The following is a 16581-nucleotide window of genomic DNA, read 5'->3' on the forward strand; positions in this document are numbered from 1 at the left end:
CCGGGTCGAGCAGATTCGATCCGGAGAACCCGGATTCGTCACACGCGACCTCAACCTCAAGCGAACCGAAACATGTAGGCCATCATCGGTCGCTGCCGACGGCCGCACCAGCGATTTAGCGCTTGCGCGCGAGAGCTCCGAGGATGAGGCGGGCGGCGCCGGTGGGATTCAGCGCCTGCTGGTCGGCCGGCCACCAGCGAGCCAGGTCGGTCAGGCCGGGGTCGAGCAGTTCGAGCCCCGCCAGGGATTCGGCGAGCTCGTCGTGCGTGCGGAAGCGCAGGCGTGGGAAGTACTCGCGGAACTTGTCCTCGATCGAGGTGGCGAACGAGGCGAGCCGGCTGCCGTCGTTGGGGTTCATCGGATGCGTGATCGCCACGAACGAACCAGTCGGGAACGGCGCCAGGTAGTCGTCGAGGAGCCCGCGCAGCTGATCGTTGCCGGGCAGTGTGTGCAGCACCAGGCCGAAGACCAGTCCGACCGGGCGGTCGCGGTCGATCGCGTCGACCACGGTCGGATGCTCGAGAACCATTGCCGGGTCGAGCAGGTCGGCGGCGGCGAAGAACGTGGTGCGGTCATCCGCGAGCAGGGCCTGACCGTGCGAGATCGCGGTCACGTCGTTGTCGACGTACACCGTGCGGCCGGACGGATCGGCGGCCAGGACCGCCTCGTGCAGGTTGTGATCGGACGGCAGCCCACAGCCGAGATCGATGAACTGGCGAACGCCGGCCGCGGCCATCCGGCCGATCGCGGCCGCGATCCAGCGGCGGTTCTCAGCGGCCAGCTGCGGGATCTCCGGGGCGAGCTTGAGCAGCTCGGCGAAGAACTGACGATCGATCTCGAAGTTGTTCTTGCCGCCCAGCATCAGGTCGTAGATGCGGGCGTCGGACGGGCGGTTCAGGTCGAGCTCGGGCCCGACCCGGCGCGTGACGCTACCCTCCGGCATCGTCTCGACCACCCCGCTCCACCATCCGAAAAGCCAACGTGCCGGAAGGCTACCCCGCACCTGCCACGGCCCCGAAAACGGGGCGCGTCACGGAACTCGGACTCCGGATCTTCCGCCCCGCGGGAGATTCTCTCCACTTCGTCGGTAAGCGCTTGCCAACGCGGTGGAGACCGCCACACACTGAGCGCCTCCACCGCCCCGAACCTCCGGAGAACCTGATGCCACCTCTTGGCCGCCGTACCTTCCTGACCGCCGCCCTCGCGACCGGCGCCACTGCCGTCGGCAGCAGCTCGGCACGAGCCGGCACCCGAGCCGTTCAGGTCCGGACCGTCGACGAGCTCCGGCGCGCGATCGCCGCCGCCCAGCCCGGCGCCGAGATCGTGCTCGCCGACGGCACCTATAACGTGACCGAGGGCATTGCGATCCAAGGCCGCCGCGGGACGGCGGGCGCTCCGATCACCGTCCGGGCCGCGTCGACCGGCGGCGCCACTCTGACCGGCGACCGCGGTTTCGTCCTCGCCGACTCGTCGTACGTCGTGCTGAGCGGCTTCCGGCTGCGGCAACGGACCACGCTCGACATCCCGACTACCTGCACGAACATCAAGCTCAGTCGCAACGACCTCCAGTTCGCGGATGTCGAGGGCCTGAACTGGCTGCTGGTCCGCGGCGACAACACCGTGATCGAGCGCAACCACTTCCACGGCAAGTCCACGCTCGGCGTCTTCCTCGGCGTCGAAGGGCCCGGCTCGGCCGGGATGGCCCGCGGCGTGCGGATCGTCCGGAACTACTTCTCCGACCACACCTTCGCCGGTGACAACGGCGGTGAGCCGATCCGCCTCGGCCTCAGCGGCCGTTCGCTGAGCGACGCCGGAGCGATCGTCGAGGAGAACCTGTTCGAGCGCGCGAACGGCGACCCGGAGGCGATCTCGGTCAAGTCGTCGGGCAACATCATCCGCGCCAACACCGTCCGCTCCAGCCTCGGCGGCATCGTGCTCCGGCACGGCAACCGGACCCGGGTCGACGGCAACTTCATCCTTGCCGGAAGCAACGGTATCCGGATCTACGGCAACGACCACCTGGTCGTGAACAACTATGTCGAGCGGGTCAGCGGCGCCGGCATCGTGCTCGGCAGCGGCAACGTCCGCGACCACAAGCCCGAGGACTCCGCCGAGAGCCGCCGCGGCAACGACGCACCGGATCGGGTGACGATCGCGCTCAACACCGTCCTCTCCTCCGGTACGGCGATCAGCGGCGAATCGCAGCGCACCCTGCCACCGCTGGGCTGCACGATCGCCGACAACCTGCTGACCGGCGACTCCGGCCAACTCGTGGCGATGCCTTACCAGCAGGGCATCACCTGGTCGGGCAACCTGCTCTGGGGCGCGGCCGGCAACGGCAACATCCCGGCCGCGGGCTTCACCCGCAAGGACCCCCTGCTCGTCACGGGCCCAGACGGCGTACGGCGGCTGGGCGCTGGGAGCCCGGCGATCAACGCCGCGAGCCGCACCTACCCGACGGTGAGCCACGACGTCGACGGTCACGTCCGCTCCGGCCGCGCGGACATCGGCGCCGACGAGTACAGCACCGCTCCCCCGGTACGCCGTCCGCTCACGCCGGCCGATGTCGGGCCTGCCTCGCGATAAACTCACCTATGGCAAAGCTGCTCTATTCGGTGACGATGTCGGCCGACGGATTCATCGCCGGACCGAACGGCGACATGCAGTGGATGCGCCCCTACCTGGCCCCCAATCCCGAGGTCGACGAGCTGATCCCGAAGATCGGCTCGATCCTCGTCGGCCGCCGCTCGCACGACGGTGACGACCCGCACAAGGGCGAGGCCGGCGAGGGCGAGGCGTTCGGCGGCGGCTGGGACGGACCGCTCTTCGTGGTCACCCACCGCCTGCCGGAGACCTCGGAACCGGGCGTCACGTACGTCGATCAGTTGCCTAAGGCAATTGCCGCCGCGAAGGCGGCCGCCGGGGACAAGTACGTCAACGTGATCGGCGCCGACGTCGCCCGGCAGTGCATCGAGGCCGGTGAGATCGACGAGGTGCTGCTGATCGTCGCGCCGGTGTTCCTCGGTGCCGGCACCCGGGTGTTCGACGTACCCGGTGGCCGCACCGTCCGGCTCCAGCCCCGCTCGGCGACCGGCGGCACCAACCTGTGGTTCGACGTACTGCGTTAGAGCTCACCGGACCGACGCATGATCGGCCGGACCTCGACGTACCGGCCGTCGAGGCGGGCGTCCGGGAGGAGCCGCGCCAGCTCGAGGGCGCGATCGAGGTGCTCGACGTCGACCACGTAGTACGCGTCGATGGCGGTGGGGCCGGGACGATCGGGCACAGTCACAGCGAGCTGAGGGTGCGCCAGCAACTCGCCGCCGATCAGTTCACCGGCGTCGCGGGCGGTGTGCTCGAAGTTGGTGCGCGGCAGGTCGGCGCGGCTTTCGCCGTGCAGGATCAACAGAAATCTCATCGGCGTACTCCTCTCACTGTGACATCGGAGCCGCCGGCCCAGGTTTGACATGATGGCCGGATGTTCGTGCAGACCGAGCGGCTGACCCTGCGTCGTTTCGTCCCCGGCGACGCGGCCGCGTTCGCGGCGTACCGATCGGATCCGGAGGTCGCGCGCTACCAGTCCTGGGAGACGCCGCTCACCGAGGCGGACGCGCTCGCCACCGTCACGCGGTTCGGGGACGGCGATCCGGACGCACCCGGCTGGTTCCAGTACGCCGTCGACCAGGGCGGCGTACTGATCGGGGACCTCGGGTTGCACCTGGACGAGAACCTGATGCAGGCCGAACTCGGCTTCACGCTGGCACCGGCGTACCAGGGCAAGGGGTACGCGACCGAGGCCGTGCATGGTCTGCTTCGGCACCTGTTCACGTCGAAGCAGCTGCATCGCGTCTCGGCCGAATGCGATGCCCGCAACACGTCCTCCGCGCGACTGCTCGAGCGGGTCGGCTTCCAGCGCGAAGGCCTGCGCCGGGCGCACACCTGGATCAAGGGTGAATGGACCGACGACCTGCTCTTCGGTCTGCTCCGCAGCGACTACCTGGACGCCTGAGCCGCCCACGCCCGCGCGGTCAGCCGGATCGAACCGTCGGTCTCGATCGGCAACCTTGCCCGCAGCTCCTCACGCAGCGCGTCCCGCTCCGCGTCGTTCAGCGTGCGCACGTACGCCGGTCCGACGCCCGTCCCGCCGAGAAACGGCTGCCAGTAGTCGTCGAACGACGCAAACTCCGTCGGTACGTCGATCGCCCGCGTCCCGACCGCGTCGAACCCAGCCTCCGTGAACAGTCCGGCGAGCCCCTCCGCCGTACAGAACGCGAAACGCTGGCCTTGGTCGTACTCGTGATCCTGGGGCCGCAGGGCGATTGCCGCATCCCAGAAGTGCCGCATGAGCTGCATGCCATCGGCGTAGTCCCAGACATAGACGGCGACGGTTTCACCGATCTCGCGCATCCGGCGGAGCGCTGCCTGGCGATCGGGGATGAAGTTCAGCACGAGTCCCGCGACCACGACATCGTACGGGCCATCGGGCAGGTCAGAGGCATCCCGTACGTCGAAAGTCGCGTCCGGAACCGTCTGCCGCGCGTACTGGATGAAGCCTTCGGACGGGTCGATGCCATGGACGGACGCAGGCTGTGCGGTCCGCAGGATGGTGCCGGTCAGCGCGCCCGTGCCGCATCCCACGTCCAGCCAGCGCAGTCCGTCGGGCTGCTCGAGCCAGCCGACGAACTCCTCTGCGACCAACCGGCTCCAGCGGCCCACATACGACTCGTAGACCTCACCACTCGACCACTCGCTCATTTCTGCAGCTTAAGCTCCTGCAGCTGAACGCCGGTGAGAGATTCGGCAGCGGCCCACAGGCGCGCGTTGTCGGCCGCGTTGCGGGAGCGCTTGGTCGGGGTGACCAACTTGCTGGGGCCGGTGAGACCACCCCAGCCCGAAGGACCGTAGTACTCGCCCTGCCGGACGTCCGGGCTGGTAGCGGCGACGAGCAGCGGTTCGGTGCCTGCGACAACATCCTGCGAGGGCACCACGTGCATGAGAGGCTCGATGAAGCGCTGGAACAGCGACTGCTTGCCGAGGGAGACGCCTGCGGTCTGCAGGTTGGTGCGGGTGTAGCCGGGGTGTGCGCCGACGCTGAGCAGGTTCCAGCCGCGGTCGGTGGCGACCTTGGCCAGCTGGTTGCTCATCATCAGGTCGGCGAGCTTCGACTGAGCGTACGCCGATATCGGGCGATACCGCCGTTCCCAGTTCAGGTCGTCGAAGTGGATCCGGCCCATCTCGGCCGCGCCACTGCTCATCGTGACCACGCGCGGCGCGGGTGCGGCCAGGAGCAGCGGCAGCAAGCGCACCGTGAGCGCGAACGGACCGAGGAAGTTCGACCCGAACTGCAGCTCGAAACCGTCGGCAGTGCTGAAGCGCTGCGGCGGGTTCATCACGCCGGCGTTGTTGATCAGCAGGTCGAGGTGCGGCTCGTCCGCGATCAGAGCATCGGCGAACTCCTGCACCGAGGCGAGGTCGGCCAGGTCGACGCGGCGGATCTCGAGCTGGGCACCGGGAACCTCGGCGAGGATCTCGGCGCGGGCGGTCTCGCCCTTGGCGACGGTCCGGACCGCCATCACGACCCGGGCGCCGGCCGCGGCCAGCCGCTTGGCGGCTTCCTTGCCGGTACCGCTGTTGGCGCCGGTGACGACGGCGAGCTTGCCGGTCTGATCGGGAACGACGTACATCGGATCCTCCATAAAAGACTGATGGTCTGTTATGGCTCGACGTTATCAGACCGCTGGTTCGATAACAACAGACCGTTGGTCTGTAGACTGTGATCGTGACGACTTTCCAGCGCGCCCGCAGCGAAGAGCAGCGCGCGGTCCGGCGGCAGGCGATCCTGGCCACGGCCGCGGAGATGCTGACCGAGCTACCGGTCAACGACGTCAGCCTGAACGAGCTGAGCCGCCGTGTCGGCCTGGCCAAGTCGAACGTGCTCAAGTACTTCGACTCCCGCGAGGCCGTGCTGCTGGAGCTGTCCGCGGCGGAGCTGACGGCGTACGTCGACGACCTGGCCGCCGGCGTCGCGGCGATCCCGGCAGAAGCGTCGCTGGCGGAGCGTTCCGGACTGCTGGTGGACCTGCTCGTCAGCACCTTCGGCGCACGGCCGGTGCTCTGCGACCTGATCGGCGCCCAGGCGTCGGTGCTTGAGCGCAACATCTCGACCGAGACGGCGCTGGCCTTCAAGCGAGTGGCGGCGGTCGCGTTCGAGCGGCTGATCGAGCTCGTCACGATCGCGCTGCCCGAGATCGGGCGCGAGGGCGCCGCACGCTTCGTCCCCCCGGCGAGCCTGCTGGCCGGAGCGGTCTGGAATCACGCCCATCCCACTCCGGCCTTGCTCGCCGCGTTCGAGGCCGACCCCTCGCTCGCGCCCCTACGGATGGAGTTCGAGCCGACCTTGCGCGAGCAGCTGCACACGCTGCTGGCGGGTGCCCTTCCGCGTCAGGGCAGGTAGTAGTTCGGGTTCGGCAGCTTGAACGTGCGGTCGGCGTACCCACCCTTGAGGTCGGAGTACTGGTCGCCGAAGTTCGCGACGATGTCGTAGCCGAGCGACTCGATGTGTGCGCGCGTGGCGGACTTGTAGTGGATCGTCGTGCAGGCGCCGTTCGGGTCGGCGGCACACGCCTTCTTCAGGTAGTCCGGGTAGTTCGCGAGCGCGGGCTTCGTGAACAGGCCGTCCTCACCGTTCGGCAGCGTCGTCGGCTTCGGGTAGCCGGCGTCGATCCCGACACCGTCGGCGGTCAGGTTCCCCAGCGTGGCCTGCTCCTGCGCGGCGCCCCGGCCGGTCAGGAAGAAGATGGCGTACCCCTCACGCTCGGCGGTCTTCACCAGATCCACCATCCCCGGTACGGCGGGGAACTTCTGACCCAGCACGTAGTCGGCATTGGTCGTCGGGTTGTACGCCCAGTTGCTCGCGATCTCGTAGTTCCAGGTGGCGAGCGACGTGTCGTCGACGTCGAGCAGGATCGCCTTCGTCTTCTTGGTGTGGTGCGGCACCGAGATCCACCGCGTGCCCGCCTTCGCGACCGAGGTCGCCTCGCGCGCATAGTTGCTGTCGGCACCGAACGTGCCGCTGCCGAGCGGATCCCCGTAGTAGTTCCGCAACTGCTGCCGCAGCACATCGATGTTCGTGACGTTGCGCTCACTGTGCGGCGTCGACGTCTGGATGGCCGGCTGCTGTGCCGCCACCCCGGCCGAGTAGGCGACCCCACCGGCCACCGACGTCAACGCGACCGTCGCCAGACCGGCGACGATCGTCCGCCGCGAGATGCGGATACCCATGATGACCTCTCCCAGAACGAGTTTGCTTGCTCCAGCAACCTAAACCCGCACCGGCCCGAAGTCAGCTGACAGATGTCACTGCTTTCACGTAGCGGTGGCACGGGACCGGGAGAGTGCCGCGCTCCACTGACGCTGGGTAGTCGAAGGGACCACTGTCGGTCCATCCGCAGCGTTCGTAGAAGCGGCGGGCTCGCGCGTTGCCGGTGGCGACCGCGAGCCAGGCTTCCGCGTGCCCGTTGGCCCGCACCTGGCGCTCGGCCTCGGTGAGCAGTACGCCGGCCACGCCGGAGCCGCGGTGGTCACGCGAGACATAGACCTGCTCGACCTCGTCGTCGACGACCATCACGAACCCGGCGACATCGTCACCCACGACCGCGACGGTGGCATCGTCGATCCGGTCCGCGGCGCGGGTCCAGAAGGACTCCTTGGTGCGGATCGCCACGAGCTCTTCCGGAACGTGGCCGCGGTGACCGTCGGCCCAGCCCAGGTGCCAGATGGACGCGAGCGCGTCGGAGTCGGCGGGGACTGCTGGACGCACGCTCACGGTCATGTCAAGCAGGCTAATCCGGTCCCGGGGCCAGGTCGGGTCGGGGCTCACGTTGGGTCGTAGGCGAGGTTCGGGCGCAGCCAGCGCTCGATCTCCTCCACGCTCTCACCGCGGCGAGCGGCGTAGTCCTCGATCTGGTCCTTGCCCAGCCGACCGACGCTGAAGTAGCGAGCCGCCGGGTGCTGGAAGATCAGCCCGGAGACCGCAGCGGCCGGCGTCATCGCGAAGGACTCGGTCAGCGCGAGGCCGAGCTTGTCCGCCTCGAGCAGGTCGAACAGCTCCTGCTTCTCGCTGTGGTCCGGGCTGGCCGGGTAGCCGAGCGCCGGCCGGATCCCGCGGAACCGCTCCGCGTGCAGATCCTCCAGCACCGGCTCTGCATCCGGCTCGAACCACGCCTTGCGGGCCTCCAAGTGAATCCACTCAGCGAACGCCTCCGCGAGCCGGTCGGCCAAAGCCTTCACCATGATCGCGCGATAGTCGTCGTTCTTCGCCTCGTACGACGCCGCCAGCTGCTCGGCGCCATGAATCGCCACCCCGAAACCACCCAGGTAGTCGTTCGCCGGAGCCACATAGTCGGCCAGGCACCGGTTGTGCCGGCCGGCCGGCTTCTCGGTCTGCTGCCGCAGCATCGGGAACGACACCTCCAGACCATCCAGCAGGATGTCGTCACCCTCGCTGTGCGCCGGCCAGAAGCCGTACGCGCCCTCGGCCGTAAAGGAGCCATCGGCAACGATCTCGTCGAGCAGCGTGTTCGCATCGTCGAAGAGCTCACGAGCGACCGGCTGATCCAGGATCGCCGGATACTTGCCCTTCAATTCCCAAGCCAGGAACAAGAACTGCCAGTCGATCATCGCCCGCAGCGTCTCGATGCTCGGCGACACCCGGCGCAATCCCGTGAACGACGGCACCGGCGGCGTACCGTGCTCAACCGGCTCGGCGTTCGCCCGCGCCTGCTCGATGGTCAGCAGCGGCGCGCGCTGCTTGTTGGCGTGCTGCTCACGCAACCGCTCCTGCTCGGTAGCGTTGCTGATGGCAAGCGCTTCGGCCCGGTCGTCGTCGAGCAGGTCCGAGACCACACCGACCACGCGGGACGCGTCCAGCACGTGCACCGTCGTCTTCTCGTACGCCGGGGCGATCCGCACCGCGGTGTGTTGTTTCGACGTGGTCGCGCCGCCGATCAGCAGCGGCAGCTTGAGTCCGCGGCGCTGCATCTCGCTCGCCACCGCGACCATCTCGTCCAGCGACGGCGTGATCAGGCCGGACAGCCCGACCACATCGGCGCCTTCGGCGATCGCGGTGTCCAGGATCTTGGCCGCGGGCACCATCACACCGAGGTCGATCACCTCGTAGTTGTTGCAGCCCAGGACGACGCCGACGATGTTCTTGCCGATGTCGTGGACATCGCCCTTGACCGTCGCCAGCACGACCTTGCCCTGCCCGCGGACGTCCTCGGTACGACCTTCCTGGCGGGCCAGCTCCTTCTCCGCCTCCATGTAGGGCTCGAGATAGGCGACCGAGCGCTTCATCACGCGCGCGCTCTTCACCACCTGCGGCAGGAACATCTTGCCGGCGCCGAACAGATCGCCGACCACCTTCATCCCGTCCATCAACGGGCCCTCGATCACCTCGAGCGGCCGCGCGAACTGCTGCCGGGCCTCCTCGGTGTCGGCCTCGATGTAGTCGACGATCCCGTGCACGAGCGCGTGCGACAGCCGGGCCTCGACCGGCCCCTCGCGCCAGCTCAGGTCGACTTCGCGCTGGGTGCCCTTGCCCTTCACGTTCTCTGCGAACGCGACCAGGCGATCGGTGGCGTCGTCGCGGCGGTCGAAGATGACGTCCTCGACCAGCTCCAGCAGGTCCTTCGGAATGTCCTCGTAGACCGCGAGCTGACCGGCGTTCACGATGCCCATGTCCAGGCCGACCTTGCCGGCGTGGTACAGGAACGACGAGTGCATCGCCTCGCGGACGATGTCGTTGCCACGGAACGAGAACGACAGGTTCGAGATGCCGCCGCTGATGTGCACACCCGGGCAGCGCTGTTTGATCAACGGCAGCGCTTCGATGAAGTTCTTCGCGTAGCCGTTGTGCTCGGACATGCCGGTCGCGACGGCCAGCACGTTCGGGTCGAAGATGATGTCCTCGGCCGGGAAACCGATGCCGGTCAGCAGGTCGTAGGCACGGCCGCAGATCGACACCTTGCGCTCGACCGTGTCCGCCTGGCCCTGCTCGTCGAAGGCCATCACCACGGCGCCCGCGCCGTACGACATGATCCGGCGGGCCCGGTCGAGGAACTCCTCCTCGCCTTCCTTCAGGCTGATCGAGTTGACCACGCCCTTGCCCTGCACGCATTTCAGGCCGGCCTCGAGCACCGACCACTTCGAGCTGTCGATCATGATCGGGATCCGGGCCACCTCAGGCTCGGTCGCGATCAGGTTCAGGAACGTCGTCATCGCCTGCTCGGAGTCCAGCAGATCGGCGTCCATGTTGACGTCCAGCAGGTTCGCGCCGCCGCGGACCTGTTCGAGCGCCACGTCGACCGCGGCCTGGTGGTTGTCGCTCTCGATCAGCCGGCGGAACTTGGCCGACCCGGTCACGTTGGTCCGCTCACCGATCATCACGAAGCCGGTGTCGGCGCCGATCTTGAACGGCTCCAGACCGGAGAAGCGCGTGGTGTGATCAGCCGGTACGACGGGCCGCGGCGGCAGACCCTTGACCGCGGTCGCGATCTGGGCGATGTGCGCCGGCGTTGTGCCGCAACAACCGCCGACGATGTTGACCAGGCCGGACTCGGCGAACTCGTGCAGCAACGCGGCCGTCTGGTCCGGAGTCTCGTCGTACCCGCCGAAGGCGTTCGGCAGGCCGGCATTCGGGTGCGCCGCGACGAACGTGTCGGCGAAGCGGGCCAGATCGGCGACATGGGGACGTGCCTCGGCCGCACCGAGCGCACAGTTCACACCGACCACGAGCGGCTCGGCGTGCTCGACCGAGCTCCAGAACGCCTCGACGGTCTGCCCGGACAGGGTCCGGCCGCTCAGGTCGACGATCGTCACCGAGATCCACAGCGGCAGCTGCGGCGCGACTTCCTGGGCGGCGGCGATCGCGGCCTTACAGTTCAGCGTGTCGAAGATGGTCTCGATCAGCAGCAGGTCGACGCCGCCCTCGGCCAGGCCGGCGATCTGCTCCGCGTACGTCGCCTTGACCTGCTCGAACGTCACCGCCCGGTACGACGGATCCTCGACCTTCGGCGACAGCGACAGCGTCACGTTCAGCGGGCCGATCGAACCGGCGACGAACCGGTCACCGAACTCGTCGGCGGCCTGCCGGGCGAGCTGGGCACCCCGCACGTTCATCTCATGCACGTACGCCTCCAGGCCGTAGTCGGCCTGGGCGATGCTCGTCGCGGTGAAGGTGTTCGTGGTGGTGATGTCGGCGCCGGCCGCGAGGTACTGCCGGTGGACGTCGAGAATCAGGTCCGGACGCGTCAGGATCAGTAGGTCAGGGTCGCCGGTGACGTCATGCGTGTGATCGCGAAAACGATCGCCCTGATAATCCGCGGTCGACAACTTGGCACCCTGCAGCATGGTGCCCCAAGCACCATCGAGGACCACCACTCGCTCCGACAGCAACTCCCGCAGCTGGGACTCGCTACCCATCCGTCGCGTCACCTCCAGATTCGCTCCGGAGGCGCCCTTGCAACAGTGCCTCCCCACCGAGGCCCCACCCGAGCGTGGCGGATCGTCAGATCCGTTGCAGCGCCTCTCGAGCTGGTCGCACCATGCTAGCGGCGTGACTCCCGGATGACTGCCTCAATGTCCAGCGTACGAGACAGCTGTTCATATTTCGAACCCTAGTGGATGAGGGCCTGGATGGCCGGGGCGTAGAGCTCGACGATCTCGTCGGCCTCCGCGGTGGCGATCGACCCGGTCTTCTCGATCGCCATGGCGGCGCTCAGGCCGAGCAGCTGGGCGGTGATCAGCTCCGCCCGCAGCTCGGTGTCCGGACCGGTCAAGCGCTGGGCGAAAGCTCGCGTCACCTGGTCGCGGAAGTGTTCGCGGATCAGAGCGCGCTCGTCGCCGCCACCGGCCGCGAAGATGACCCGGACGAGCAGATCCAGACCGTGGTCGCGGCGATAGGTGACCAGAGTGCGGACGACGTGGGCGCCGAGCTCGGCATCCGGTGCGGCCAGCAGCAGCTCCGCGGCCTCACTGAAGTCGGCGACCCGTTCGAAGAGTGCTTCCTTGCTGCCGAAATGCTTCACGATCAGGGCCGCGCTCACGTTCGCGTCACTCGCGATCCCGCGCAACGTCACCGCGGCGTACGGCTGCAGGGCGAACGCACGCCGGGCTGCCCGGAGGATCGCCGTACGGCCTGGGTCGATCACGAGGCGGCCTTGCGTGCGGGGATCAGTGCGGTCATACCGGCAGCGACCGCCGCGGCCAGACCGGCGACCACGAACACGATCAGGTACGCCGACAGTGCCGGTGCGACGCGGCCGCCGTTCGAGACGGTCACGGTGGTCAGTACGGTCGCCACGATCGCGCTGCAGATCGCCGTACCGACTGTTCGCATCAGGGTGTTGAGGCCGTTGGCCGCCGCCGTCTCGGTCACGGGCACAGCATGCATGATCAGGGCCGGGAGTGCCGAATACGCGATCGCCGTACCGGCTGACACGACGGTCGCACCGACCACGATGCCGGCAATCGAATGGCTGGTGAAGATGCGGACGACGTACCCGGCGGCCATCAGCACGGACGCGATCGCGAGTGTGAACCGCGGACCTTTGGCGTTGGAGATGCGCGCGGAGACAGGCGACAGCAGGACCATCGCGACGCCGCCGGGCAGCAGGCAGAGCCCGCTGACCACGATCGACGCGCCGAGGCCGTAGCCGGTCCAGGTCGGCTCCTGGACGAGCTGCGCGGTGGACAACGAGTTGGCGTAGAAGGCGAAGCCGATCAGTAGCGCACTCAGGTTGGTGAACAGGACCGCTGGTCGCGCCGAGACGCGCAGGTCGACCAGCGGGCTGATTGTCCGCAGCTCGAACCAGACCCAAGCCGGTACGACGGCGGCCGCGCCGAGCGCGAGCGCGATGGTCGGACCGGCTCCCCAGATGCTGCCCTTCGAGACGGCGAGCAACAGACAGACGAGGAATGCCGCGAGACCCAGCGCCCCGAGGACGTCGAACCGGCCGCTGGTCCTGATCGCCGACTCGGGCACGACCAGCAGCACCAGCACGATGTCGAGCACACCCAGGCCGACGCAGATCCAGAACATCGTGTGCCAGTTCGAGTACTCGACCACGAGCGTCGCGGCCGGAATGCCGAACGCCGCCCCGAAGCCCAGCGTCGAACTCATCAACGCGATCGCCGGAATCACCCGCCGGGCCGGCAACTCGTCGCGCAAGATGCTGATCCCGAGCGGTACGACGGCGATCGCGGCCCCCTGGAACGCCCGCCCGACGATCAGCACCGGCAGGTTCGAACTCAGCGCGCAGAACAGCGACCCGATCACCATCGAACTGAGCGCAACCAACAGCACCCGCCGCTTCCCGTACATGTCCCCCGCCCGCCCCAGCAACGGCGTGAACACAGCCCCCGTCAACAGCGTCACCGTCAGCAGCCAACTCACATCAGCCGCCGGACTCCCCGTGAGCCCAGGCAACAGCGGCAACAACGGCACCACCAGCGTCTGGCTGACCGAAACCAGCACCCCACAAGACCCCAGAACCCCCAACACCGCCCGAACCCTCACCCCACCACAGTAAACGCCCGTTCACCCGGCTCGTCCGCCATCTCCCCCACCGGACACCACCTTGAGCACCCACCAACCACCGCCGACCGCCTCGCGTGGTCGATACGTGCACAAGGTCACCCCGAATGCTCGAACGGTGCACAAGGGTCGGCCGAGCCGTCCTTGTGCACGCAAGGGCACCTTGAGCACCCACCAACCACCGCGGACCGCCTCGCGTGGTCAATGCGCGCACAAGGTCACCCCGAATGGTCGAACGGCGCACAAGGTGCCCGCGCCCCGCCCCCTCCCCGCCCTCGCGCACCGCGCACCGCGCACCGCGCACCGCGCACCGCGACACCTTGAGCACCCCTCGACCACCCCAGCACATCCCACGCGGTCGATGCGTGCACAAAGTCACCCCGAAGGGTCGAGCGGTGCACAAAGTCCGAGCGAATGGTCTTTATGCACCGGGTGGCACCTTGTGCACGCACCAACCATCTCGGCGTGCTCCGCGTGGTTGATGCGTGCACAACGTGAAGCGGGCCCGGGCGCCTCGGGGGAGGGGGAGACGCGCCGGGCCCGGTGCGGGTCGGCTGGCGAGGGGGTGCGCTCGCCGACCCGGATTGGGGTGGTGCCGGCTGGGCCGGCGGGGAGGGTGCCGGCTGGGCCGGCGGTGGTTAGCGGACGGGGCCGGTGATGAGTTCGATGGTGGCTTTGTGGGTCTTGCCTTGCTGGTCGGTCCAGGCGACCTCGACCTTGTCGCCGGGGTGGTGCTGGTCGAGCAGCTGGGACAGCGTGTCCGGGGAGGTGACCGGCTTGCCGTCGAAGGAGGTGATGACATCACCGGCGGTGATTCCGGCGTCGTCGGCCTTGCCCTGCGGGATCACGTCCTGGATCGCGGCACCCTGTACGCCGGCGTTCGGGAGGATCGAGACGCCGAGCAGCGGGTCGGCGCCGATGTGGATGTCCGCGGACTCCTGACCGGAGCGGATCTTGTTCGCGATGTCCATCGCCTGGTTGATCGGGATCGCGTAGCCCTGCGCACCGGTGGTGTTGCCGCCCTGACCACCGTTGCCCTGGCCACCGTTCCCTTGACCGCCGTAGCCCTGACCACCATTGCCCTGGTCGCCGTAGCCCTGGCTCCCGTCGCCCTGGCCGCCGAAACCTTGGCCGTTGCCCTGGTCGCCGTAGCCCTGGCTCCCGTCGCCCTGGCCGCCGAAACCCTGGCCGTTGCCCTGGTCGCCGTACGGGTTGGTCGGGAAGCCGTTGCCGTCGGCGGCTAGCTGTGCGGTCGGCTTGGCGCCGGTCGTGGCGGAGGTCTGGCCGGGGTTGCCTTGGCCACCGTTGCCGCCGTTGTTGCCGGCGGTGTCGACGCCGACCACCTCACCGTTGGCGTTCGCCAGCGGACCACCGGACTGACCAGCTTGAATGTCCGCGTCGGTCTGCAGCAGGTTCTTCAGGTTCTCCGGGTCCTGACCGTTCTGGTCGGTCGCGGTGATCGCCTGGTTCAGCGCGGTGATCTTGCCGGCCGCGTACGTCGGCGTACCGCCCTTGCCGCCCGCGTTGCCGATCCCGACGACCTGGTCACCGACCTTCACCGCGTCGGAGTTCCCGATCTTCGCGGTCTGCAGCCCGGACGCGTCCTTCAGCTTCAGTACGGCGATGTCGTGGTCCTCGTCGTACCCGACGACGCTCGCCACATATGTCTTGCCGTTGCCGACGTCCGTCACGGTGATCGACGTCGCGCCCTCGATCACGTGGTGATTGGTGAGGATCACCCCATCCGAGGTCAGCACGATGCCGGTACCAGCCGCCCTGGCGTTCTCGAGCCCGAGCACGGTGTTGACGTTGACCAGCCCGGGCGACACCTTCGACGCGACCGCGGCCGGGTCGAACTGTGTCTGCGCCAGCTGCGAGCCGTGCGTACCGTCGACCTGCTGATCGATGCCCCAGGCAACCGATCCGGCGACCAGCAGCGCCGCGATGCTCATCGCACCGGCGGCGAGCAGCCGGCGCTTCTTCCGCGGCGGCTTGGCCGGCCCGGAGGCAATGACCTGGCCGGGTACCGGCGGATAACCGCCGCCGCCGTTCCACCCGCCGTACGGCGCCGGGATCTGCGCCTGTTGAGGATGCTGCACAGACTGGGGATACTGCGATCCCTGAACAGGTGCCCCCGGCAACTGCCAGCCCGGGTTCTGCCAGTCCTGACCGTGCGGCTGGGGCAGCTGTTGGGGCTGCTGCTGGTACTGCGGTCCAGGGGGCAGCGGGATCGCCGGCCTCGGGGCCTCGTGGTTCTGCTGATCGTCCTGCTGTCCCGCACCGTCGCTCATTGCCGTTGCCCTCCTCAGCCCAGTTCCTTCTGGTACGAGTAGAGCTCGCGGATCTGAGAACTGACTCCGGCCAACCAATGAATCAGCTGAGAATCTTTTCCACCGCCGCCACCACGGCCTTCCGCCGCGACGCGCGACTCGGCGTAGCCGTGCCGTACTCCGGGGTCATCGACGACCAGCTCGTCGCGATCGCCTGGATCAGCGGCAGCAGACTGACCGAGGAGAACTGCTTCGTGACGGTACGCCGCCGCTGCGCGCGATCGAGCTCGTCGAGCCGGGACTGGTTCACGGCGACTATCGCCTCGAGCGGCTCCGCGTTCCCGCGCTCGAGCCGGTACCAGTTGGTCAGCCGCAGCCGCTCGGGGTGGTCCTCGAAGTAGTCGAACAGGCGCCCGGCGTAGGCGGGCAGATCCTCGGTGTCGAAGCCGACGACCGACAGATACTCGTCGACGGAGGCACTGAACACCGCGTCGAAGAGCCCGTCCTTGCTGCCGAAGTACGCGTAAAGCATGGCCTTGTTGCACCCGGCGACCTCGGCGATCCGCTGCACCCGCGCCCCGGCGATCCCGCGCTCGGCGAACTCCTCGGTGGCGGCGGCCAGGATCCTGCTCCGGGTCCGGTCGGCATTCCGTTGCTGCATGACGCCCACTTTACAACCAACCGGTTAGTTGTACAGTGGAGAGGTATCCAACCGTT

The 16581-nt window shown here is 68.3% G+C and carries 15 protein-coding genes; 4 read left to right on the forward strand and 11 right to left on the reverse strand.

Annotated features, from left to right (window positions below):
• Window positions 1–115: 115 nt before the first annotated feature.
• Window positions 116–943 carry an SAM-dependent methyltransferase gene (locus ABZS29_RS03750; protein WP_355458243.1) on the reverse strand — a complete coding sequence of 276 codons (828 nt, stop codon included), beginning with the start codon at window positions 941–943 and terminating at the stop codon, window positions 116–118.
• A gap of 218 nt (window positions 944–1161) precedes the next feature.
• Here ABZS29_RS03750 and ABZS29_RS03755 point away from each other — a divergent pair, with 218 nt between their 5' ends.
• Window positions 1162–2586 (forward strand): polysaccharide lyase 6 family protein, encoded by a 1425-nt coding sequence (locus ABZS29_RS03755; RefSeq protein ID WP_355458245.1) that lies wholly within the window; start codon window positions 1162–1164, stop codon window positions 2584–2586.
• A gap of 8 nt (window positions 2587–2594) precedes the next feature.
• Window positions 2595–3128, forward strand: coding sequence for a dihydrofolate reductase family protein (locus ABZS29_RS03760; protein WP_355458246.1), 534 nt, complete (start codon window positions 2595–2597; stop codon window positions 3126–3128).
• Here ABZS29_RS03760 and ABZS29_RS03765 read toward each other — a convergent pair.
• Window positions 3125–3418: a hypothetical protein gene (locus tag ABZS29_RS03765; protein ID WP_355458248.1), complete on the reverse strand. Its 294-nt coding sequence runs from the start codon at window positions 3416–3418 to the stop codon at window positions 3125–3127. The genes ABZS29_RS03760 and ABZS29_RS03765 overlap by 4 nt on opposite strands.
• Before the next feature lie 60 nt (window positions 3419–3478).
• Here ABZS29_RS03765 and ABZS29_RS03770 point away from each other — a divergent pair, with 60 nt between their 5' ends.
• Window positions 3479–4009 (forward strand): GNAT family protein, encoded by a 531-nt coding sequence (locus tag ABZS29_RS03770; protein ID WP_355458250.1) that lies wholly within the window; start codon window positions 3479–3481, stop codon window positions 4007–4009.
• On the opposite strand, the gene ABZS29_RS03775 is transcribed toward ABZS29_RS03770, so the two are convergent.
• Both ABZS29_RS03775 and ABZS29_RS03780 read right to left on the reverse strand, forming a co-directional pair.
• The gene (locus ABZS29_RS03775; RefSeq protein ID WP_355458252.1) at window positions 3994–4755 is read right to left on the reverse strand and encodes a methyltransferase domain-containing protein; all 762 of its coding nucleotides are present in this window, start codon (window positions 4753–4755) and stop codon (window positions 3994–3996) included. The genes ABZS29_RS03770 and ABZS29_RS03775 overlap by 16 nt on opposite strands.
• Window positions 4752–5684 carry an SDR family oxidoreductase gene (locus tag ABZS29_RS03780; protein ID WP_355458254.1) on the reverse strand — a complete coding sequence of 311 codons (933 nt, stop codon included), beginning with the start codon at window positions 5682–5684 and terminating at the stop codon, window positions 4752–4754. The genes ABZS29_RS03775 and ABZS29_RS03780 overlap by 4 nt, the downstream gene beginning before the upstream one ends.
• Before the next feature lie 95 nt (window positions 5685–5779).
• Between ABZS29_RS03780 and ABZS29_RS03785 the strand changes: the two genes are divergently transcribed.
• Window positions 5780–6454, forward strand: coding sequence for a TetR family transcriptional regulator (locus tag ABZS29_RS03785; RefSeq protein WP_355458256.1), 675 nt, complete (start codon window positions 5780–5782; stop codon window positions 6452–6454).
• On the opposite strand, the gene ABZS29_RS03790 is transcribed toward ABZS29_RS03785, so the two are convergent.
• The 7 genes from ABZS29_RS03790 to ABZS29_RS03820 form a co-directional block, all read right to left on the reverse strand.
• Entirely contained in the window at window positions 6442–7281 is an 840-nt protein-coding gene (locus ABZS29_RS03790) for an HAD family acid phosphatase (RefSeq protein WP_355458258.1), read from the reverse strand. The genes ABZS29_RS03785 and ABZS29_RS03790 overlap by 13 nt on opposite strands.
• 61 nt (window positions 7282–7342) lie before the next feature.
• Window positions 7343–7831: a GNAT family N-acetyltransferase gene (locus ABZS29_RS03795; protein ID WP_355458260.1), complete on the reverse strand. Its 489-nt coding sequence runs from the start codon at window positions 7829–7831 to the stop codon at window positions 7343–7345.
• Between the two features lie 44 nt (window positions 7832–7875).
• On the reverse strand, window positions 7876–11481 hold the full coding sequence (gene metH, locus ABZS29_RS03800) for a methionine synthase (RefSeq protein ID WP_355458262.1): 3606 nt from the start codon (window positions 11479–11481) through the stop codon (window positions 7876–7878).
• A gap of 194 nt (window positions 11482–11675) precedes the next feature.
• Window positions 11676–12209, reverse strand: coding sequence for a TetR family transcriptional regulator (locus ABZS29_RS03805; protein ID WP_355458264.1), 534 nt, complete (start codon window positions 12207–12209; stop codon window positions 11676–11678).
• Window positions 12206–13534: an MFS transporter gene (locus ABZS29_RS03810; protein ID WP_355458265.1), complete on the reverse strand. Its 1329-nt coding sequence runs from the start codon at window positions 13532–13534 to the stop codon at window positions 12206–12208. Before ABZS29_RS03810 ends, ABZS29_RS03805 begins: the two co-directional genes overlap by 4 nt.
• 698 nt (window positions 13535–14232) lie before the next feature.
• On the reverse strand, window positions 14233–15885 hold the full coding sequence (locus ABZS29_RS03815) for a trypsin-like peptidase domain-containing protein (RefSeq protein WP_355458267.1): 1653 nt from the start codon (window positions 15883–15885) through the stop codon (window positions 14233–14235).
• 82 nt (window positions 15886–15967) lie between these two features.
• Complete coding sequence (locus ABZS29_RS03820; RefSeq protein ID WP_355458269.1) at window positions 15968–16525, reverse strand: TetR family transcriptional regulator; 558 nt, start codon at window positions 16523–16525, stop codon at window positions 15968–15970.
• Window positions 16526–16581: the final 56 nt, after the last annotated feature.

This window comes from Kribbella sp. NPDC005582, from assembly GCF_040605415.1.
GTDB lineage: Bacteria > Actinomycetota > Actinomycetes > Propionibacteriales > Kribbellaceae > Kribbella.